Here is a 19,032-nt window from a genome sequence, read left to right as displayed (position 1 = left end):
GGGCTTGGGGGTCGCTTCATTTCAGTCTTCCTGGAAGGCGGCCAGGGCGGCGGCGATGTCGGCATCGGCCGCTTCACGCTGCACGGGCGCATCCGCCACCCAGCCCTCGCGCTTCAGCCGCGCCACCCACTGGCCGGCGTCGCGGCCCTGCTCGAAGGCGCTGCTCTGCAGCAGCAGCTCGCCACCGGCGGACAGCAGCTTGAAATAGAACTTGCCGTCGGCCTCGCGGTATTGCTTGAAGACGGGCAGGGCCGCCTTGTCGACCTTTGCCGACTTGGCAGTCGTGGCGGTGTCCGTGTAGGGGCGCAGGCCGACGGCAGCGCGCAGCTGCTTCAGGAAAGGCACGGCGATGGCACGGGCCTTGGCGGCACCGGCCTGCAGGATGGCCTCGAGTTTCTCGGGGTGGGCCATCAGCTCGGCATAGTGATCGCGCATGGGGCCGATCTGGCCGTCGATCAGCGCCACCAGCTGCTGCTTGGCCTCGCCCCAGCCCAGGCCGCCACGCAGGGCGGCCCGGAAGGCCGCACGCTGCTCGGTCGTCGCGAAGGCGTCGTAGATGGTGACGATGGCCTGGCCCTGCGGGTCCTTGGGTTCGCCCGGCAGCTTGCTGTCGGTGACGATGCGCGCGACCGCGTCCTTCAGCGCCTGGGCGCCGCCTTCGAAGAGCGGGATGACGTTGTCATAGCTCTTGCTCATCTTGCGGCCGTCCAGGCCGGGCAGCAGCTCCATCTCGGCATCCACCTGGGCCTCGGGCAGCGTGAACAGCTCCTGGCCGCGGCCGAACAGGTGGTTGAAGCGCTGGGCGATGTCGCGCGTCATCTCGATGTGCTGGACCTGGTCCTTGCCGACCGGCACGCGGTGGGCGTTGAACATCAGGATGTCGGCCGCCATCAGCACCGGGTAGCTGAACAGGCCCATGGTCACGTTGGCGTCCGGCTCCTCGCCGGCTGCCACGGCAGCGTCCACTGAGGCCTTGTAGGCGTGGGCGCGGTTCATCTGGCCCTTGGCCGTCACGCAGTTCAGCAGCCAGGTCAGCTCCGGGATCTCCGGGATGTCGCTCTGGCGGTAGAGGGTGACGCGCTCGGTGTCCAGGCCGGCGGCGACCCAGGTGGCGGCGATGGCGCGGCTGGAATGGGCGACGCGGTCCGGGTCGTCGCACTTGATCAGCGCGTGGAAGTCGGCCATGAAGAAGAAGCTCTCCACGCCGGGGGCGCGGCTGGCTTCGACCGCCGGGCGGATGGCGCCGACGTAATTGCCGAGATGCAGGGTGCCGGTGGTGGTGATGCCGGTCAGGACGCGATGGGCGGACATGGGCTGGGTGAAAAATTACCAGCCCGGATTGTGGCCTCAGCTGCGCTTGCGCGAAGGTGGGGCCGCCACGGAGGCGCGCCAGGTCACGGAGATGTCGAACTGCCGTGCTACGGGCAGCTCCTGGCCATAGCAGCGGTTGAGCAGCCAGTTCAGGCCCGCCAGCGTCACCTCGTGGCTGGGGATGTGCACCGAGGTGAGGCGGGGCGCGGCGAATTCGGCGCTGGGCGAGTCGTCATAGCCCAGCACCGAAACCTCGTGCGGCACCGACACGCCGCGCTCCTGGAAGTGGGCCAGCAGGCCGATGGCCATCTCGTCGTTGGCGCAGAAGACGGCGCTGGGCAGGCGCTTGAGCTTGAGCAGGGTGTCGGCCGCGTCCCAGCCGGCCTGGTTGGAGAAGTCGCCGGGTACGGTGGTGATCTTGGACGTGTCCAGTCCGCGCAGGGCCAGCTCGCCCATGAAGCCGGCCAGGCGCGCGACGTTGTCGGGCGAGGTGGTAGGGCCGGACACCACGGCGATGTCCTTGTGCTTGTGCTGCAGCAGGGCGCGGGCCGCCTGCACGCCGCCCTGCACATGGTCGGCCGTGAAGCACTGGTCCTTGATGCGGTCGAAGTGGCGGTTCAGCACGACGACCTGGCGGGCCGCCGGGCCGAGGGCCTTGATGTCCTCGTCCTGCATGGCGTTGGACAGCACGATGAGGCCGTCGCAGTCGCGGTCCAGCAGGAAGCGCATGCCGTCGTTGGTCTCGACGCGCTCGTCCTCGATGCCCTCGCCGAAGGCCACCACCATGTGCAGGCCCTGGGTGCGCAGCACGGTGTCGATGACGCGCAGGATGGGCGTGTAGTAGGTGCCGCGCAGGAAGGGGATGTAGACGCCGATCAGCTTGGAGGTGCCGGCGCCGAGCGACCGCGCCGTCTGCGACGGACGGAACTTCAGCTGGGCGATGACCTTGCGCACGCGCTCGGCCGTGGCCGGTGCGACGGAACCGTTTCCGCTGATGACGCGCGACGCGGTGCCCACGCCCACGCCGGCCAGTCTTGCCACGTCCTTGATCGTTGCCATTCGCCCTCTAGGTCTGCGGCGCGGATTGGATCACAGCGGGCAGATGGGCTGAGGGTCGGCAGGCTCCGGGAGTGCCCTGGTGTTTGCCTGGGTCTCCCTGCCGCTCAAGCCGCCACCGACCGGCCACCAGGGTTTGCTCTCGTGGGCGCTGAACTGGCAGGGGGCGGCCGGCCAGGGGAAGGACAGGCGGCCGGTGAAGCCCGCCCAGGGCTTGCCGTCGGCGGGGGCGATGAGCACGTCTGTCAGGCCTGCGCCTTCGGTGCCGGGCTGCCAGGCGGCGACGAAGGCATCGCTCTTGTTGGCGAGGTCGTTCACATAGAGCGGCCGGCCCGAATAGAGCAGCGTGACGACGGGCGCACCGCGGCCGGCAACGCGCTGCAGCACTTCCGCGTCCTTGGGATGGCGGCGGCTGTGGCGCAGGTTCTCGGTGATGCGCACATCGCCCTCGCCCTCGGCGTACGGCGTCTCGGCCAGCACGGCGATGACGGCGTCGAATTGCTTCGGGTCGCTCTTGCTGCCGTCGGCATCGAAGCTGACGTTGGCCGCACCGAGGCGCTGGCGCAGCGCCGTCAGCAGCGAGGTGCCTTGCGGGTAGTCGACATTGCTCGAGTCGCGGCCCTGCCAGGTCACGCTCCAGCCGCCGCTCTGGTGGGCCAGGCTGTCGGCGGCGGCGCCGACGACGAGGATGCGCGCATGGGCCTTCAGCGGCAGCAGGCCGGGCTTGTGCTTCAGCAGCACCAGCGATTCACGCACCGCCCGGCGGGCCAGTTCGGGCGCCTGCAGGGCTTCCACGCTGGCGGGCACGGCCGGGGCCATCGCGATGCTGAACTTCACGCGCAGGATGCGGCGCACCGCGTCATCGACGCGGGCCATGGGGATGCGGCCCTGCTCGATGTCGCGCAGCGTGTTGTCGTAAAAGGCCTTCCACTTGAAGGGCACCATGACGACGTCGATGCCGGCATTGATGGCCGCCGGGCAATGCTCGGGCGTGCAGCCGGCCACCTGGCCGACGCCGTCCCAGTCGCTGACGATGAGGCCGTCGAAGGCCAGGCGCTCTTTCAGCACGCCGTTCATCAGCGTGGCGTTGCCGTGCATCTTGCCGTGCTCGACGTAGCCGGCGCTGTCGGTCCAGCTGCTGAAGGACGTCATGACGGTCAGCACGCCGGCATCCAGCGCGCCGATATAGCCGGCGCCGTGGACGTTGGCGAGGTCAGCCGGCGAGGCCTGGGTCACGCCCTGGTCGATGCCGCGGCGTGTGCCGCCGTCGCCGATGTAGTGCTTGGCCGTCGCCAGCACGCCGCGGCCTTCCTTCATGCCCTCCTGCAGGCCCTCGACCGAGGCCTGGCCCAGCTTCCTCACCAGGGCCGGATCGACGCCGAAGCTCTCGTAGGTGCGGCCCCAGCGCACGTCCTGCACGACGGCCAGCGTCGGCGCAAAGGCCCAGTGCAGGCCCGAGGCGCGCACGGCGCGGGCGGTGGCGCGGCCGATGTCGCGCACCAGCTCGGCGTTGCGCGTCGCGCCCAGCGCGATGTTGTGCGGGAAGAGGGTGGCGCCGCGCACATTGTTGTGGCCGTGGACGGCGTCGGTGCCCCAGATCAGCGGGATGCCGGGCGTGGCCTGCAGGGCCGCGGCCTGGAACTTGTCCGACAGCTCGCGCCATTGCGCCGGCGTGGCCGCGCGGTCCTCGCCCGGCCAGGCGCCGCCGCCGTTCAGGATGGTGCCGATGGCGTACTCACGTACCTGGTCGGGCGTGATGGCGCGGATCTCGGGCTGCACGATCTGGCCGAGCTTCTGGCGCAGGCTCAAGCCCTTCAGCGCCGCCTCCACCCTGGCCTCCAGCGCCGCGTCCCGCACGGGCTTGCGTGCCGGCCAGGCCTGCACGATGGAATCGGTATCACTGGCGCTCGCGGCGGTGGCCGCCATCAGGGCCGCGGCGAGGAAGAACGGGAGGGGTTTGCGCGTCATCGTCATGTTCGGTTGGGGCCGCGACGGTAGTGGGTGAAGCAAAAAAACGTCAACCCCCGGGCCGACGAGATTGACAGCCCGGACTGTGCCGCATTAGATTTGCGCCGCGTTTGGAACCGGTTCCAAATTTGATGGCCACACTGCCGAAGAGCGGGAGGGCATCACCACGAAAAGGCCGGCCGAGCAGCGAACAAGACGAACCAGGAGACGAAACAAATGCCCAAGCAAGCCCAGCGCGCGGCCGCGCGCGCCCTCGCCCTCTCTTTGCCTCAACACACGCCCCAGCGGCGCAACCGCCTGACGCCCGTCGCCCTGTGCGTGGGCCTGCTGGGCCTGCCCGTCCTGGTCCAGGCCCAGGCCGCCCCGGCCGGCGATGAGAAGAAGCTCGAGACGGTCACCGTCAGCGGTTTCCGCGCCAGCCTCGAGAACTCGATCAACACCAAGCGCAACGCCGATTCCATCGTCGAGTCGGTCTCGGCCGAGGACATCGGCAAGCTGCCCGACGTGTCCATCGCCGACGCCATCTCGCGCCTGCCGGGTCTGACGGCCCAGCGCGTGGGCGGCCGCGCCTCGGTCATCAGCATCCGCGGCATGGCGCCGCGCTATGGCGTGACGCTGCTGAACGGCCGCGAGATCGTCTCCACCGGCGACAACCGCTCGGTGGAGTTCGACCAGTTCCCTTCCGAGCTGATCAACGGCGCCGACATCCTGAAGACGCCGGAGCCCAGCCTGGCCGTGCAGGGCCTGTCCGGCACCATCAACATGAAGACGCTGCGGCCGCTGGACCTGACCCAGACGCAGATCGTCGTCAGCGGGCGCGCGGAGCGCAACTCGAATGGCTCGCTGAATCCCGAGATCTCGGGCAACGGCAAGCGCCTGAGCGCCTCCTATGTGACGCAATGGGCCGACCGCACCTGGGGCGCTTCCATCGGCTTCGCCCATCTGGATTCGCCCAGCCAGGAGCAGCACTACAAGAGCTGGTGGTGGGCCAACACCAACAACTGGGGCGCGCCGCTGCCCGGCGTGCCGACGGATGCGGTCGCACTGCAGGGCTTCGAGCTCGGCGCCGCCTCCTCGCGCCAGCAGCGCAACGGCCTGATGGGCGTGCTGCAGTACAAGCCCAATGCCGACTTCCAGAGCACGCTGGACCTCTACTACTCCAAGTTCGAGCAGACGGAGGCGCGCCGCACGGTGATGTCCGACATGTCGACCTGGTCGGGTGCGACCTGGGCCAATGCGCAGACCACCAATGTGAATGGCGACAAGATCGTCACGAGCGGCATCGTCAACAACACCACGCCGGTGGCGCTGACGACCTTCAACAAGCGCAATGACGATGTGCGCGCCCTGGGCTGGAACAACGAGCTCAAGCTGGCCGGCTGGAAGCTGGTCGGCGACCTGAGCTGGTCCAAGGCCAATCGCAAGGAACAGAACGCCGAGCTGCAGGCGGGATCGCTGAACCGCGTCAGCTTGGGGCCTGTCAATATCGTGACCGGCGACGGCCGCTCGACCTTCAACCCGGGCTTCGATTTCTCCGACGCCAAGAACGTCTACCTGCGCGACCCCGCCAACTGGGGCCGCGAAGGCCGCAGCCAGTTCCCCAAGGTCAGCGACGAGGCCAAGGCCGTCAAGCTCAGCGCCGGGCGCAGCTTCGAGAGCTGGCTGTCCAGTGTCGAGGCCGGGGTGCTCTATTCCGAGCGCGACAAGGACATGAACCGCACCGAGGTCAACTACAACCTCAAGAACGGCCGGGCGCCCATGCTGATCCCGGCCAATCTGCTGCGCGAGCCGACCGACCTCAGCTTTGCCGGCAGCCCCATCCGCATGGTGAACTTCGACCTGCCGAGCGCCCTCAGCCTGTACGACGTCCTGCCGACGTCGGCCGACCAGGCGCCGGGCCGCATCTGGCAGGTGCACGAGAAGGTCACGACGGCCTATGCCAAGCTGGGCTTCGATTTCGACTGGGGCCTGCCTGTGCAGGGCAACCTGGGCCTGCGCGCCGTGCATGCCAAGCAGTGGAGCAACGGCCTGCTGTGGAACAGCAAGACCAGCAGCACCGAGCCGGCCAGCGGCGGCACCAGCTACACCGACGTGCTGCCCAACCTGAACCTCGCGGTCGACCTGACGTCCAAGACCAAGCTGCGCTTCGGCTTCGCCAAGGTCATGGCCCGCCCCAACATGGAGGACATGCGCGCCGGCTTCGCGGGCATCAACGTCAGCACGACCGAGCCGCATCTGTGGTCGGCCAATGGCGGCAATCCCAAGCTGGAACCCTGGCGCGCCGACGCGACCGATCTGTCGCTGGAGCATTACATCGACAAGCGCAGCTATGTGGCTTTCGCGGCCTTCCATCGCAACATCAAGAACTTCGTCTACTCGCAGTCCATCGACTTCGATTTCACCGGCTTCCCCAACCCGACGGCCTTCACGCCCTACAGCAACATCGGCACGCTGAGCACCCAGTCCAACGGCAAGGGCGGCATGATTGCCGGCACCGAGGTCAGCGGCGTGCTCGACGGCTCGCTGATAGCCAAGTCGCTGGACGGCATCGGCGTGCAGCTGGGCTTCTCCAAGACGCGCAGTTCCCTGCATGAGGGCAATGACCTGACCAAGCCCCTGGACGGCATGTCGGGCATCGTCAGCAACTTCACCGTCTACTACGAGCGCGACAGCTTCTCGGCCCGCGTCGGCAGCCGCCATCGCTCGCCCTTCGTGACAACGGTGCGGGGCACCTTCGGCGAGAACGTGCCGAGCATGATCTCCAGCGAGACCGTGGTCGACGCCCAGATCGGCTATTCCTTCGAGTCCGGCCCGCTGAAAGGCCTGTCGCTGACGCTGCAGGTCAACAATCTGACCGATGAGCCCTATCGCACCCGCGTCGGCATCTCCACCGGTTCCGCCGATCCCACCGCCACCCTGCCCGAGCGCTACACCTCCTATGGACGCCAGTTCCTGGTGGGTGGAAGCTACAAGTTCTGACTGATCTCCACGTTCCCTGAAACCGCGCCGGCTTCATTGCCGGCGCCCTCACATCCGAAGCATGAGCTCCCACAACGCCCCGACCCGCAAAGACTTCCCCGCCGACTTCCGTTGGGGCGTTTCCACCTCCTCCTTCCAGATCGAAGGCGCCGGCCAGGCCGATGGCAAGGGCGAGTCCATCTGGGACCGTTTCTGCCAGCAGCCCGGCCGCATCCGTGACGGCAGCAACGGCCTCGTCGCCTGCGACCACTACCACCTCTGGCCGCAAGACCTGGACATGGCCAAGGGCCTGGGCGTCAATGCCTACCGCTTCTCCATCGCCTGGCCGCGCATCCTTCCCCAGGGCCGTGGCGCCGTGAACGAGGCCGGCCTGGCCTTCTATGACCGGCTGGTGGACGGCATGCTGGAGCGCAGCCTCGACCCCTGGTGCACGCTCTACCACTGGGACCTGCCCCAGGCCCTGCAGGACGAGGGCGGCTGGACCTCGCGCAACACGGTGGCCGCCTTCCTCGAGTACGCCGACATCGTCACCCGCCGCCTGGGCGACCGCGTCAAGCACTGGATCACCCACAACGAACCCTGGTGCTCCTGCATGATGGGCTACTGGGAGAACATCCACGCGCCGGGTGGTTCGAGCCTGGCCGACGCCATGCAAGCCTGCCACCATGTGCTGCTGTCCCATGGCCAGGCCATCCCGGTCATCCGCAGGAATTCCGTCAATGCCGACATCGGCATCACGCTGAGCCTGCACCCCATCACGGCGGCGTCGGACAGCGCCGCGGACCAGGCCGCCGTGAAGCGCCATGACGGCCTGCGCAACCGCTGGTTCCTCGACCCGCTGTTCGGCCGCGGCTATCCCGCCGACACGCTGGAACTGCTGGGCGAGGCCGCACCCAAGATCGTCGAAGGCGACCTGGCGGCCATCGCCACCGCGACCGACTTCCTGGGCGTGAACTACTACTTCCCCGAGATGGTCAAGGACGACCCTGATCCGAAGACGGGCGGCCCGATGCGCGCCAGCCTGGTCGAGAAACATGGCGTCGAGCGCACCGGCTTCGGCTGGGAGGTCTCGCCCCAGGGCCTGGTGGACCTGCTGACCCGCGTCCAGCGCGACTACAACCCGGCCGTCATCCAGCTGACCGAGAACGGTTCCACTTTCGAGGACGTGCTGACGCCCGAAGGCCGCGTGCACGACAAGGAACGCCTGTCCTATCTGCAGCGCCATCTGGCGGCGCTGAAGCGCGCCATGGACGCCGGCGTGCCGGTCAAGGGCTATTTCGCCTGGAGCCTGCTGGACAACTTCGAATGGGCCGAAGGCTATCTGCGCCGCTTCGGCATTGCCTATGTGGACTACGCCTCCCAGCAGCGCATCCTGAAGGACAGCGGCCTCTGGTACGGCCAGTTTCTGAACGAATAATTAACGCCAAAGAGGCCGTTCGTTCAAGGGTACGGGCGGTTTCTAAATGAAATATTACAGGGTCAACACTCAGGCGCGTTCAGCGGCGCCGGGGCAAACTGCGCTCGCTGCCCACAAAGATCCGGAGACAAGATGAAGTTCCCCCGCCATGCCCTGGCCACGGTTGCGCTGCTGGTTGCAACCGGTTCCAACGCCATCGCCCAACAGCCCCTGAAGGCCGAGGTCATCCACTGGTGGACCTCGGGTGGCGAGTCCGCCGCCGCCAAGACCCTGGCCGAGGCCTACAAAGCCCAGGGTGGGCTGTGGGTGGATACCGCCGTCGCCCTGGGCGAGCAGGCCCGCTCCGTCGCCATCAACCGCATCGCCGGCGGCAACCCGCCGACGGCCGCGCAGTTCAACACCACCCAGCAGTTCCGCGACATCGTCGACCAGGGCTATCTGAACAATGTCGACGAAGTCGCCAAGCGCGACGGCTGGGACAAGTTCCTGCCCGATGCCGTGCTGCAGGCCATCCGCGTCAACGGCCATTACTACGCCGCGCCGGTCAACATCCACAACATGAGCTGGTTCTGGTTCTCCAAGGCCGCCTTCAAGAAGGCCGGCATCGCGGAGGAGCCCAGGAACTTCGACGAACTCTTCGCCGCGCTGGACAAGCTCAAGGCGGCCGGCCTCGTGCCCCTGGCCCATGGCGGCCAGCCCTGGCAGGACGGCATCGTCTTCACCGCCACGCTGGCCCATTTCGGCGGCCGCGACCTCTACCTGAAGATCTTCCGCGACCGCGATCCCAAGGCCATCCAGGGCGAGGAGTTCAAGAAGGTGCTGCTGGCCTTCAAGAAGCTGCAGAGCTACACCGACAAGGGCTCGCCCGGCCGCAACTGGAACGACGCCACCGCCATGCTGATCAGCGGCCGTGCCGGCGTGCAGATCATGGGCGACTGGGCCAAGGGCGAGTTCGCCCAGGCCAAGCAGGAGGCCGGCAAGGACTACGGCTGCGTGCCCGGCTTCGGCGAGAAGGCGCCCTACATTATCCAGGGCGACGTGATGGTCTTCCCCAAGACGAACAAGCCCGACCAGATCAAGGCCCAGCAGCTGCTGGCCAGCGTCATCACCCAGCCCGCCACCCAGGTCGCCTTCAGCATCAAGAAGGGCTCCATCCCCATCCGCACCGACGTCGACGTCAGCAAGATGGACATCTGCGGCCAGATGGGCGTGGCGGCGATGAAGGACAAGTCGCGCCATCTCGCCAACGGCGAGATCTACATCACGCCCGACCAGAACGGCGCGCTGCAGGATGTGCTGACGTCCTACTGGAACCGCAACATCCCGGTCGAGAAGGTCCAGAAGGACATCGTCTCCGCGCTGAGGAACTGATGAAGCGCCGCTCCCTCGCGGCCTGGGGCGCGCTGCTGCCCCTGGCCCTCATCGTCTGCGTGGGCTACATCGGCACGGTCCTGTGGACCGTGCGCACCTCGGTGTCCAGCTCGCGCACCTTCCCGAACAGCGACTTCGTCGGCCTGCAGCAGTTCGAGCGCCTGCTCGAGAACGACCGCTGGCAGCACGCCATCCACAACCTCGCCGTGTATGGCGTGCTCTACATCGTCGCGGCCATGGTCATCGGCTTCCTGCTTGCCGTCTTCATCGACCAGAAGGTGCGCGGCGAGGGCGTGCTGCGCACCGCATTCCTCTACCCATATGCGATGTCCTTCGTCGCCACCGGCCTGGTCTGGCAATGGGTGCTCAACCCCGACAGCGGCCTGCAGAACGCGATGCAGCAGCTGGGCTGGAAGGACTTCACCTTCGACTGGATCGTCGACCAGGACATGGTCATCTACACCGTCGTCATCGCCGGCACCTGGCAAGGGGCAGGGCTGGTGATGGCGCTGATGCTGGCCGGCCTGCGCGGCATCGACGAGGAGATCTGGAAGGCCACCAAGCTGGACGGCATCCCGACCTGGCGCGTCTATCTGTCCGTCGTGCTGCCCATGATGGGCCCCACGCTGGCCACCGTCTTCACGCTGCTGGCCGTCAGCGTCGTCAAGGTCTTCGACACCGTCGTCGCCATGACGCAAGGCGGCCCCGGCACGGCCAGCGATGTGCCGGCCAAGTTCATCATGGACCACCTGTTCGGGCGCGCGAATCTCGCGCTGGCTTCGGCCGGCGCCGTGATGCTGCTGCTGACCGTGCTGGCCTTGGTTGCGCCGCTGGCCTATGTGCGCAGCCGCCAGAAGACGCAGGGAGGCCATTGATGAGCAAGCGCAACAAAGCAACGGCTCTGTGGGCGCGGGCCGGCGTCTACGCCTTCCTGATCTTCGCGGCGGTGTTCTTCCTGCTGCCGCTGTACGTGATGCTGACGACCTCGTTCAAGAGCATGGACGAGATCCGCCTCGGCCAGATCTTCGCGCTGCCGTCGGCACCGTCGCTGGACGCCTGGCGCGCCGCCTGGAGCGAGGCCTGCACGGGCGTCAGCTGCGAAGGCATACGCGGCGGCTTCTGGAGCTCGGTGGCCATCACCGTGCCCTCGGTCATCCTGCCCATCCTGCTGGGCGCCATCAACGGCTATGCGCTGTCCTGGTGGAAGCCCAAGGGCGGCGAGTGGCTGTTCGCCGTCCTGATGATGGGCGCCTTCATCCCCATCCAGGTGATGATCTATCCGCTCGTCAAGCTGGAAGCGGCCATCGGCATCTACAGCAGCCTGCCCGGCATCGTCGCCGTGCACCTGGTGTTCGCCATGCCCATCATGACGCTGCTGTTCCGCAACTACTACGCCAGCCTGCCGACCGAGCTGTTCAAGGCGGCACGCGTGGATGGCGGCGGCTTCTGGCGCATCTTCATCCAGCTGGTGCTGCCGATGTCCACGCCCATGCTCATCGTCGCGGCCATCATGCAGATCACCGGCGTGTGGAACGACTACATCCTGGGCCTGACCTTCGCCGGCCGCGAGAACCAGCCGATGACGGTACAGCTCAACAACGTCATCAACACGACGACGGGCGAGCGCCTCTACAACCTCAACATGGCCGCGACGATCCTGACGTCTGCCGTGCCCCTGTTGGTCTATCTGATTTCCGGCCGCTGGTTCGTCCGCGGCATTGCAGCGGGAGCCGTCAAATGAGTGGCGTCAACATCCAAGCCTTGAGCATCAAGTTCGGCACCAACGAAGTCATCAAGGGCCTGGACCTCAAGGTCCATGAAGGCGAGTTCCTCGTGCTGCTCGGCCCCTCGGGCTGCGGCAAGTCGACGCTGCTGCACAGCATCGCCGGCCTCATCGACGTCAGTGGCGGCAGCATCCACATCGGCGGCAGCGACATGACGGATGCCGAGCCGTCGGAGCGCGGCATCGGCATGGTCTTCCAGAGCTATGCGCTGTACCCGACCATGACGGTGGAGCGCAACATGTCCTTCGGCCCGCGCGTGGCCGGCGTGCCCAAGGCCGAGATCGAGAAGCGCGTGACGCGCGCGGCCGAGATGCTGCAGCTGACCCCGCTGCTGAGCCGCAAGCCGGCCCAGCTCTCGGGCGGCCAGCGCCAGCGCGTCGCCATCGGCCGCGCCCTCGTGCGCGAGGCTGGCGTCTTCCTGTTCGACGAACCGCTGTCCAACCTCGACGCCAAGCTGCGCGCCGAGCTGCGCCGCGAACTCAAGCTGCTGCACCAGAACCTGGGCAACACCATGATCTATGTGACGCACGACCAGGTCGAGGCCATGACCCTGGCCTCGCGCATCGTCGTCATGAAGAGCGGCGTCATCCAGCAGATCGGCACGCCGGCCGAGGTCTACGAGACGCCGGCCAATCTCTTCGTCGCCGGCTTCCTCGGCGCGCCAGCCATCAACTTCGTGCCGGCCACGGTCGGCGCCGACGGCCGCTCGCTGCAGGGCGTACTGCCGCTGCAGCTGGCCGAAGGCCGTGTGAAGGCGGGCCAGAAGCTCGTGCTCGGCATCCGTCCCGAGCATGTGCGCCTGCAGTCCGATGGCCGCTGGCGTGCCACGGTCGAGCTGGTCGAGCCCATGGGCAACCACCAGGTGGTCTGGATGAAGCTGGGCGCCCAGGGCTTCTCCGTCGTCGTGCACGATGGCCGCCGCGTCACGGCCGGCGAGGAACTGGCCTTTGACATCGAAGAGACGGCCCTGAACGTCTTCGACGCCGGCAGCGAGCAGCGCATCGCTTGATGGAAGCGCTGCGCCGCATCGTCATCGTGGGCGGCGGCAGCGCCGGCTGGATGAGCGCGGCGGCGCTGGCGGCGCGGCTGGGCCCCGGGCCTTGGCAGATCACGCTGATCGAGTCCGACGAGATCGGCATCGTCGGCGTCGGCGAGGCCACCATCCCGCCCATCCGCGGCTTCAATGCGCGCATCGGCCTGGATGAAGACGAGTTCCTGCGCGAGACCGGCGGGACCTTCAAGCTCGGCATCGAGTTCGTCAACTGGGGCGCAGTGGGCGAGCGCTATATGCACGCCTTCGGCGACATCGGCCGGCCGCTGGATGAGCTGCCTTTTCACCAGCACTGGCTGCGCCTCGGAGCGCAGCTGCCGCTGGCGGAGTTTTCCATTGCCAACCAGGCCGCGCTGGCCGGCCGTTTCATGCGGCCGCGGCCCGATATGGCCGGGTCGCCGCTGGCCGAGATTGCCTACGCCTTCCACTTCGATGCCTCGCGCTATGCGGCGCTGCTGCGCCGCCATGCCGAGAAGCTTGGCGTGCAGCGCATCGAGGGCCGCATCGATCGCGTCGATTGCGAGGGTGGCGCCATCCGCGCCCTGCATCTGAGCGGTGATCGCAAGGTCGAAGGCGACTTCTTCCTCGACTGCTCCGGACTGCATGCGCTGCTGATCGGCAAGACGCTGGGCGTCGCCTTCGAGGACTGGTCCAACTGGCTGCCCTGCGACCGCGCCTGGGCCGTGCCGACGGCCTCGCGTGGCCCGCTGCTGCCCTACACGCGGGCGACGGCGCATGACGCCGGCTGGCAATGGCGCATTCCGCTGCAGCACCGCGTGGGCAATGGCCATGTCTTTGCCAGCGCCTTCACCGACGAGGGCATGGCGCGCGACACGCTGATGCGCAATCTGGACTGCGAGCCTCTCGCCGAGCCCCGTCTCATCAAGTTCCGCACCGGCCGACGCCAGCAGGCCTGGGTCGGCAACTGCGTCGCCATCGGCCTCGCCAGCGGCTTCCTGGAGCCGCTGGAATCCACCAGCCTGCACCTGATCCAGAGCGCCGTGCTGCGCTTGATCGAGCTCTTCCCGAGCGACGGCCTGGCCGCGGCCGACATCGCCGAGTACAACCGCCAGACGGCCGCCGAGATGGCGTCGGTGCGCGACTTCATCATCCTGCACTACAAGCTGACGCGCCGCGACGATTCGCCGTTCTGGCGCCATTGCCGCGCCATGGCCGTGCCCGAGTCGCTGCAGGCCCGCATGGACCTCTTCGCCAGCCATGGCCGGCTGTTCCGCCACGGCCAGGAGCTGTTCTCCGAGCCGAGCTGGCTGCAGGTGCTGATCGGGCAGGGCCTGATGCCGCGCGGCCACCACCCGCTCGCCGGCGTGCGTCCTGTTGAACAAGCCCAGCAATTCGTCGACGACGTCCACCGCGTCGTTCGCCGCTGCGTGGACGTGATGCCCGCGCACGCCGATTTCCTCGCCGACATCAACGCCGTGAACCAGCGGCACTCATCACCACACGAGACATGAAGACACTGCTTTTGACGCTGACGGCTGCGCTCGCCGGCATTGCTAACGCAGCACCTGTACGGGCTTTCCTGACCACGACCGACCAGCAGCAGCTGCTCGCGCCGAGCGCCGTCGACAAGGCCTCGGCCAAGGCGGGCGACGTCATCCGCGTCGATCCCCAGCGCCAGCACCAGCGCATCGCCGGTTTCGGCGCTGCCATCACAGAGGGCTCGGCCTGGCTGATCCGCCACGGCATGAGCCAGCCCCAGCGCGACGCGCTGATGCGCGAGCTGTTCACGAGGGAAAACGGTGGCGTCGGTTTCGAGCTGACGCGCCTGACCATCGGCGCTTCCGACTTCTCGCGCCGCCACTACAGCCTCAACGACATGCCGCCGGGCCAGACCGACCCGGAGCTGAAGCACTTCTCGCTGGCGCCTGAGCGCGAGGACGTCATCCCGGCAACCAAGCAGGCGCTGGCGCTCAACCCCAGGCTGCAGGTGATGGCCTCGCCCTGGAGCGCGCCGGGCTGGATGAAGACGACCGACAGCCTGGTGCAGGGCCAGCTGCTGCCTGAGCATTACGCCGCCTTCGCGAAGTACATGGTGCGCTATGTCGACGAGATGAAGGCCGAGGGCATCCCCATCTTTGCCCTGACGCTGCAGAACGAGCCCCACTTCGAGCCGCCGGACTACCCCGGCATGCGCATGACGCCGCGTGCGCGCGCCGCCGTCGTCGGCCAGCATCTCGGCCCGCTGCTCAAGGCCAGGGGCATGAAGACGCAGATCCTGGAGTGGGACCACAACTGGGATGAGCCCTGGAGCCCGCTGTCCATGCTGTCCGACGAGACCGCTCGCAAATATGTCTCGGGCGTGGCCTGGCATTGCTATGCGGGCGATGTGTCGGCCCAGTCCCAGGTGGCCCGGCAGTTCCCCGAGCTGGACGTCTGGTTCACCGAATGCTCGGGCGGCGAATGGAAGCCGCAGTGGAACGAGACCCTGCCTTGGATCACGCGCAACCTCATCATCGGCAGCACCCGCCACGGCGCACGGGGCGTGCTGATGTGGAACCTGGCCCTGGACCCCAAGTACGGCCCGCACCTGGGCGGCTGCAAGGACTGCCGCGGCGTCGTCACCATCGACCCCAAGGACGGCAAGGTCACGCGCAACATCGAGTACTACGCCTTCGGCCATGCCAGCCGCTTCGTGCACCAGGGCGCGCGGCGCGTGGACTCCGAGGGTGGAGCCAAGGGCCTCGATCACGTCGCCTTCACCAACCCCGACGGCAGCAGCGTCCTCATCGTCTGCAACTCCGCCGCCGAGGCGCGCCGCTTCACGGTGCGCTCGGGTGGCCAGGCCTTTGCCTACGAATTGCCGGCCAGCGGTGTCGTGACCTTCACCTGGTGAGGGAATCAAGCTGTCGGCAAGCCGTCGGCCCGGGGCCGGCGGCTTGTGAACTCCGTCCCGAGTTCTAACGACTTGAAGCGTGGCCCGATCCACGCCGCCGGGCCCTTCCTCGCTAGGATGGGCCGATGACGGGTTCCCTGCTGATCAGCACCAGCTTGATCGCCCTGCTTGGCGTGGCGCTGCTGGTGCTGGCCCGGCTGGAGCCCGGCCATCCCCACATCAGCGACTGGGGCTGGAGCCATGTGCTGCTGGCCGCGGGCCTGACGCTGGGCGTCGCCCTGGTGCCGCCGGACTCGCTGTCCCTGCACTACAAGCTCCAGGCGACCGTGGCGACCAGCGCCATCATCGCGTCGCTGGCCCTGCAGCTGGCCGGCGCCGCGCGCTACCGCGGCCGGCCCTGGCGCTGGCGGCTGAACGCGCCGCTCTTCATGGCCTTGCTGGGCACCATCCTGGCGCTGGCCCTGGTGCAGCAGCGCTACGCCGTCGTGGCCGCGGCCCTGATCCTGACCGCCGGTGCCTGGCTGGCGGCGGCCTGGCTGTGGCGTGACGGGGCGGCGGGCGAGCGCTTTGTCGCCGCCTGCTTTGCCGCCTCGGGCCTGGTGCATCTCAGCGGCCCGCTGCTGGACCCGCTGGCCCGCTCGTCCATCACCCACATCCTCGGCACCTATGTGCAGGCGGTGCTGGCCATGGCCCTCATCCTGCTGTCGGTGCGCCGCGCCCATCACGAGACCCAGCAGGTCAACGCCAGGCTGCGCCAGCTCTACGAGCAGTCCATGCAGGGCCTGGCCGTGCTGCGCGACGGCCGCGTTGTCTATGCCAACCCGGCGGCGCTGGAGATGTTCGGCTTCGATCGCGTGGAGGGCGTGCTGCCGCTGGAGCTGCTGATTGCGCCCGGCGAGCTCGAGGCCTCGCGGGCCCGCTATGCCCAGCTCATCCAGCAGCGCGCGGGTCATCTCAACTGGGAAGGCCAACGCTACCGCCGCGACGGCAGCCCCCTCTATCTGCGCGGCAGCTCCAGCTATATCGAATGGGAGGGCGAGCCCGCCATGCTGGCGCTGATGCTGGACGACACCGAGAGGCAGCGCGCCATCGAGGCCCTGCGCCGCCAGGCCCTGCACGACGAGCTGACCGACCTGCCCAACCGCCACGCCGCCCTGGACCGCCTGGCCGAGTTGACCGCGCCCGGCGGCCCCGGCTTCGCACTGCTGTCGGCCGACCTGGACCGCTTCCAGCTCGTCAACGAAAGCCTGGGCCATGAGACCGGCGACGCCCTGCTGCAGGCCATCGCAGCCCGTCTGCGCGAGGCCCTGCCGCCCGACGCCCTGCTGGCCCGCCTGGGCGAAGACCAGTTCCTGCTGCTGCAGCCCGGCATCGCCGACGACGCGGCCGCCCTGCTGGCTGGCCAGCGCCTGCTGGCGCAGATGAACCTGCCCCTGGCCGTCGCCCATCGCGCCCTCTATGTGCATCTGTCGGTCGGCATTGCACGCTTCCCGGCCCACGGCCAGGACGGCGCGGCCCTGCTGCGCGCGGCCGACATCGCCATGCACCAGGCCAAGCAGCATGCCGGCGCGGCCGTCGTGGTGTTCCGGCCCGGCATGGCGGCGGCGGCCGGCGGCCTGCTGGAGATCGAGCAGGCCCTGGCGTCGGCCATCGAGCGCGAGGAGTTCCAGCTCGACTACCAGCCCAAGTTCGATGCCGGCAACCGCCGCCTGGCGGGTTTCGAGGCCCTGGTGCGCTGGCAGCGGCCGGGCCGCGGCCGCGTCAGCCCGGCGGACTTCATCCCGGCGGCCGAGCGCACCGGCCAGATCGTGCCCCTGGGTGCGCTGATCCTGCGCCAGGCCGCCCAGCAGCTGCGCGCCTGGAAGCAGCAGGGCCTGGCCGTGCTGCCGGTGGCGGTCAATGTGTCGCCGCTGCAGTTCGAGGACACCGGCTTTGCCGACTGGGTGCTGGACCTGGTGCGCGCCCATGGCGTGGACCCGTCGCTGATCGAGGTCGAGATCACCGAGACGGCCGCGATGACGCATATGGACCGCGTGCTGCCCCAGTTGGCGCGGCTGCGCGAGGCCGGCGTCGGCGTGGCTTTCGACGACTTCGGCACCGGCCAGAGCTCGCTGACGCTGCTGCGCCGCCTGCCCATCACGACGCTCAAGCTCGACCGCAGCATGATCGACCCCTTGCCCGAGCCGTCGGCCGGCGCCGTCGTGCGCGCGGCCTGCGTGCTGGCCGAGGCCCTGGGCCTGGCCATCGTCGCGGAAGGGGTGGAGACCGAGGTGCAGGCCGCCGAGGTCGAGCGCCTGGGCTGCACGCATCTGCAGGGCTGGCTGCTGTCCAGGCCTGTGCTGCCTGATGCAGCCGCGAAGCTCCTCAGCGAGCCTTCATCGGGCCATGAGCTCGCCCATCCGGATTGAGCCGCCTGGCTGCCACGCCGGGTTGAACTGCAGGCCGCTCTTCTCGAACAGCATGACGACGGTGGAGCCGAGCAGGAAGCGGCCCATCTCGTCGCCCTGGGCCAGCGTGACCTGGCCGGGGGTGTAGTCCCACTCACGCACCGGGCCCTTGCGACTGATGCCGCCATGCCAGACGGTGGCCATGCTGCCCACGATGGTGGCGCCGACGAGGACCAGCACCCAGCGGCCCAGCGTGTCGCTGTCGAACACGCAGACCACGCGCTCATTGCGCGCGAACAGCCCCGGCACGCCGCGCGCCGTCGTCGGGTTCACCGAGAACAGCGCGCCCGGCACATGCACCATGCGCACCAGGCGGCCATCGGCCGGCATGTGGATGCGGTGGTAGTCCTTGGGGCTGAGGTAGAGGTTGGCGAACAGGCCGTCCTGGAAGCGCGCGGCCAGTTCGGCGTCGCCACCGACCAGGGCCGTCGTCGAGAAGGCCTGGCCCTTGGCCTGGTAGACCTGGTCGCCCTGGATGCGGCCCACCTGGCTGATGGCGCCATCCACGGGGCAGATCAGCGGCGCCTCGGCGAGAGGGCGGGCGCCGGGCTTCAGCGCGCGGGTGAAGAAGTCGTTGAAGGTCGCGTAGGCCGTGATGTTGGGTTCGGCCGCCTCGGCCATGTTGACGCCGTAGCGTGCGACGAAACGGCGGATGGTCGATGTCGTCATGCCGCCGCGCGGCTTGCTCGCGATGCGCCCGGCCAACCGGGTCATCGCGCCTTTGGGCATCAGGTATTGAGGAAGGACTTTGAGGCGGGACATAGCTGAAGCAGTGTACGAGCCGACAATTCGGC

At 68.3% G+C, this 19,032-nt stretch carries 13 protein-coding genes; 9 read left to right on the top strand and 4 right to left on the bottom strand.

Annotated elements, in window-relative coordinates; all coding sequences use genetic code 11:
- Positions 1-21: 21 nt before the first annotated feature.
- The 3 genes from AC07OY_RS11005 to AC07OY_RS10995 are packed head-to-tail and all read right to left on the bottom strand — an operon-like array spanning position 22 to position 4,335.
- Positions 22-1,311 carry a tryptophan--tRNA ligase gene (locus AC07OY_RS11005; protein WP_495042613.1) on the bottom strand — a complete coding sequence of 430 codons (1,290 nt, stop codon included), beginning with the start codon at positions 1,309-1,311 and terminating at the stop codon, positions 22-24.
- Positions 1,312-1,347: 36 nt separating this feature from the next.
- Positions 1,348-2,370 carry a LacI family DNA-binding transcriptional regulator gene (locus AC07OY_RS11000; RefSeq protein ID WP_495042612.1) on the bottom strand — a complete coding sequence of 341 codons (1,023 nt, stop codon included), beginning with the start codon at positions 2,368-2,370 and terminating at the stop codon, positions 1,348-1,350.
- A 30-nt stretch (positions 2,371-2,400) separates the two neighbouring features.
- Positions 2,401-4,335 carry a glycoside hydrolase family 3 protein gene (locus AC07OY_RS10995; RefSeq protein WP_495042611.1) on the bottom strand — a complete coding sequence of 645 codons (1,935 nt, stop codon included), beginning with the start codon at positions 4,333-4,335 and terminating at the stop codon, positions 2,401-2,403.
- A 216-nt stretch (positions 4,336-4,551) separates the two neighbouring features.
- Here AC07OY_RS10995 and AC07OY_RS10990 point away from each other — a divergent pair, with 216 nt between their 5' ends.
- From AC07OY_RS10990 to AC07OY_RS10950, 9 genes are all read left to right on the top strand, one after another.
- On the top strand, positions 4,552-7,314 hold the full coding sequence (locus AC07OY_RS10990; protein WP_495042610.1) for a TonB-dependent receptor: 2,763 nt from the start codon (positions 4,552-4,554) through the stop codon (positions 7,312-7,314).
- Positions 7,315-7,375: 61 nt separating this feature from the next.
- Positions 7,376-8,731 (top strand): GH1 family beta-glucosidase, encoded by a 1,356-nt coding sequence (locus AC07OY_RS10985; protein WP_495042609.1) that lies wholly within the window; start codon positions 7,376-7,378, stop codon positions 8,729-8,731.
- 132 nt (positions 8,732-8,863) lie between these two features.
- Positions 8,864-10,102: an ABC transporter substrate-binding protein gene (locus AC07OY_RS10980; RefSeq protein WP_495042608.1), complete on the top strand. Its 1,239-nt coding sequence runs from the start codon at positions 8,864-8,866 to the stop codon at positions 10,100-10,102.
- Positions 10,102-10,977: a carbohydrate ABC transporter permease gene (locus tag AC07OY_RS10975; RefSeq protein ID WP_495042607.1), complete on the top strand. Its 876-nt coding sequence runs from the start codon at positions 10,102-10,104 to the stop codon at positions 10,975-10,977. Before AC07OY_RS10980 ends, AC07OY_RS10975 begins: the two co-directional genes overlap by 1 nt.
- The gene (locus AC07OY_RS10970; RefSeq protein WP_495042606.1) at positions 10,977-11,843 is read left to right on the top strand and encodes a carbohydrate ABC transporter permease; all 867 of its coding nucleotides are present in this window, start codon (positions 10,977-10,979) and stop codon (positions 11,841-11,843) included. Before AC07OY_RS10975 ends, AC07OY_RS10970 begins: the two co-directional genes overlap by 1 nt.
- On the top strand, positions 11,840-12,895 hold the full coding sequence (locus AC07OY_RS10965; protein ID WP_495042605.1) for an ABC transporter ATP-binding protein: 1,056 nt from the start codon (positions 11,840-11,842) through the stop codon (positions 12,893-12,895). The genes AC07OY_RS10970 and AC07OY_RS10965 overlap by 4 nt, the downstream gene beginning before the upstream one ends.
- Positions 12,895-14,409 (top strand): tryptophan halogenase family protein, encoded by a 1,515-nt coding sequence (locus AC07OY_RS10960; RefSeq protein WP_495042604.1) that lies wholly within the window; start codon positions 12,895-12,897, stop codon positions 14,407-14,409. The genes AC07OY_RS10965 and AC07OY_RS10960 overlap by 1 nt, the downstream gene beginning before the upstream one ends.
- Positions 14,406-15,791: a glycoside hydrolase family 30 protein gene (locus AC07OY_RS10955; protein ID WP_495042603.1), complete on the top strand. Its 1,386-nt coding sequence runs from the start codon at positions 14,406-14,408 to the stop codon at positions 15,789-15,791. Before AC07OY_RS10960 ends, AC07OY_RS10955 begins: the two co-directional genes overlap by 4 nt.
- A gap of 125 nt (positions 15,792-15,916) precedes the next feature.
- On the top strand, positions 15,917-18,199 hold the full coding sequence (locus tag AC07OY_RS10950) for a putative bifunctional diguanylate cyclase/phosphodiesterase (RefSeq protein WP_495042602.1): 2,283 nt from the start codon (positions 15,917-15,919) through the stop codon (positions 18,197-18,199).
- Here the strand turns inward: AC07OY_RS10950 and asd are convergent.
- Positions 18,167-19,000 (bottom strand): archaetidylserine decarboxylase, encoded by an 834-nt coding sequence (gene asd / locus AC07OY_RS10945; protein WP_495042601.1) that lies wholly within the window; start codon positions 18,998-19,000, stop codon positions 18,167-18,169. The two genes, AC07OY_RS10950 and asd, sit on opposite strands and share 33 nt — an antisense overlap.
- Positions 19,001-19,032 lie beyond the last annotated feature (32 nt).

This window comes from Roseateles sp. GW821-FHT09H10, assembly GCF_059415865.1.
This window is presented reverse-complemented; position numbering and strand designations above follow the sequence as displayed.

Bases quoted from the DNA above. Each gene is read 5' to 3' on its own strand.
- AC07OY_RS11005 (WP_495042613.1), bottom strand. From the start codon at position 1,311: ATGTCCGCCCATCGCGTCCTGACCGGCATCACCACCACCGGCACCCTG.
- AC07OY_RS11000 (WP_495042612.1), bottom strand. From the start codon at position 2,370: ATGGCAACGATCAAGGACGTGGCAAGACTGGCCGGCGTGGGCGTGGGC.
- AC07OY_RS10995 (WP_495042611.1), bottom strand. From the start codon at position 4,335: ATGACGCGCAAACCCCTCCCGTTCTTCCTCGCCGCGGCCCTGATGGCG.
- AC07OY_RS10990 (WP_495042610.1), top strand. From the start codon at position 4,552: ATGCCCAAGCAAGCCCAGCGCGCGGCCGCGCGCGCCCTCGCCCTCTCT.
- AC07OY_RS10985 (WP_495042609.1), top strand. From the start codon at position 7,376: ATGAGCTCCCACAACGCCCCGACCCGCAAAGACTTCCCCGCCGACTTC.
- AC07OY_RS10980 (WP_495042608.1), top strand. From the start codon at position 8,864: ATGAAGTTCCCCCGCCATGCCCTGGCCACGGTTGCGCTGCTGGTTGCA.
- AC07OY_RS10975 (WP_495042607.1), top strand. From the start codon at position 10,102: ATGAAGCGCCGCTCCCTCGCGGCCTGGGGCGCGCTGCTGCCCCTGGCC.
- AC07OY_RS10970 (WP_495042606.1), top strand. From the start codon at position 10,977: ATGAGCAAGCGCAACAAAGCAACGGCTCTGTGGGCGCGGGCCGGCGTC.
- AC07OY_RS10965 (WP_495042605.1), top strand. From the start codon at position 11,840: ATGAGTGGCGTCAACATCCAAGCCTTGAGCATCAAGTTCGGCACCAAC.
- AC07OY_RS10960 (WP_495042604.1), top strand. From the start codon at position 12,895: ATGGAAGCGCTGCGCCGCATCGTCATCGTGGGCGGCGGCAGCGCCGGC.
- AC07OY_RS10955 (WP_495042603.1), top strand. From the start codon at position 14,406: ATGAAGACACTGCTTTTGACGCTGACGGCTGCGCTCGCCGGCATTGCT.
- AC07OY_RS10950 (WP_495042602.1), top strand. From the start codon at position 15,917: ATGACGGGTTCCCTGCTGATCAGCACCAGCTTGATCGCCCTGCTTGGC.
- asd (WP_495042601.1), bottom strand. From the start codon at position 19,000: ATGTCCCGCCTCAAAGTCCTTCCTCAATACCTGATGCCCAAAGGCGCG.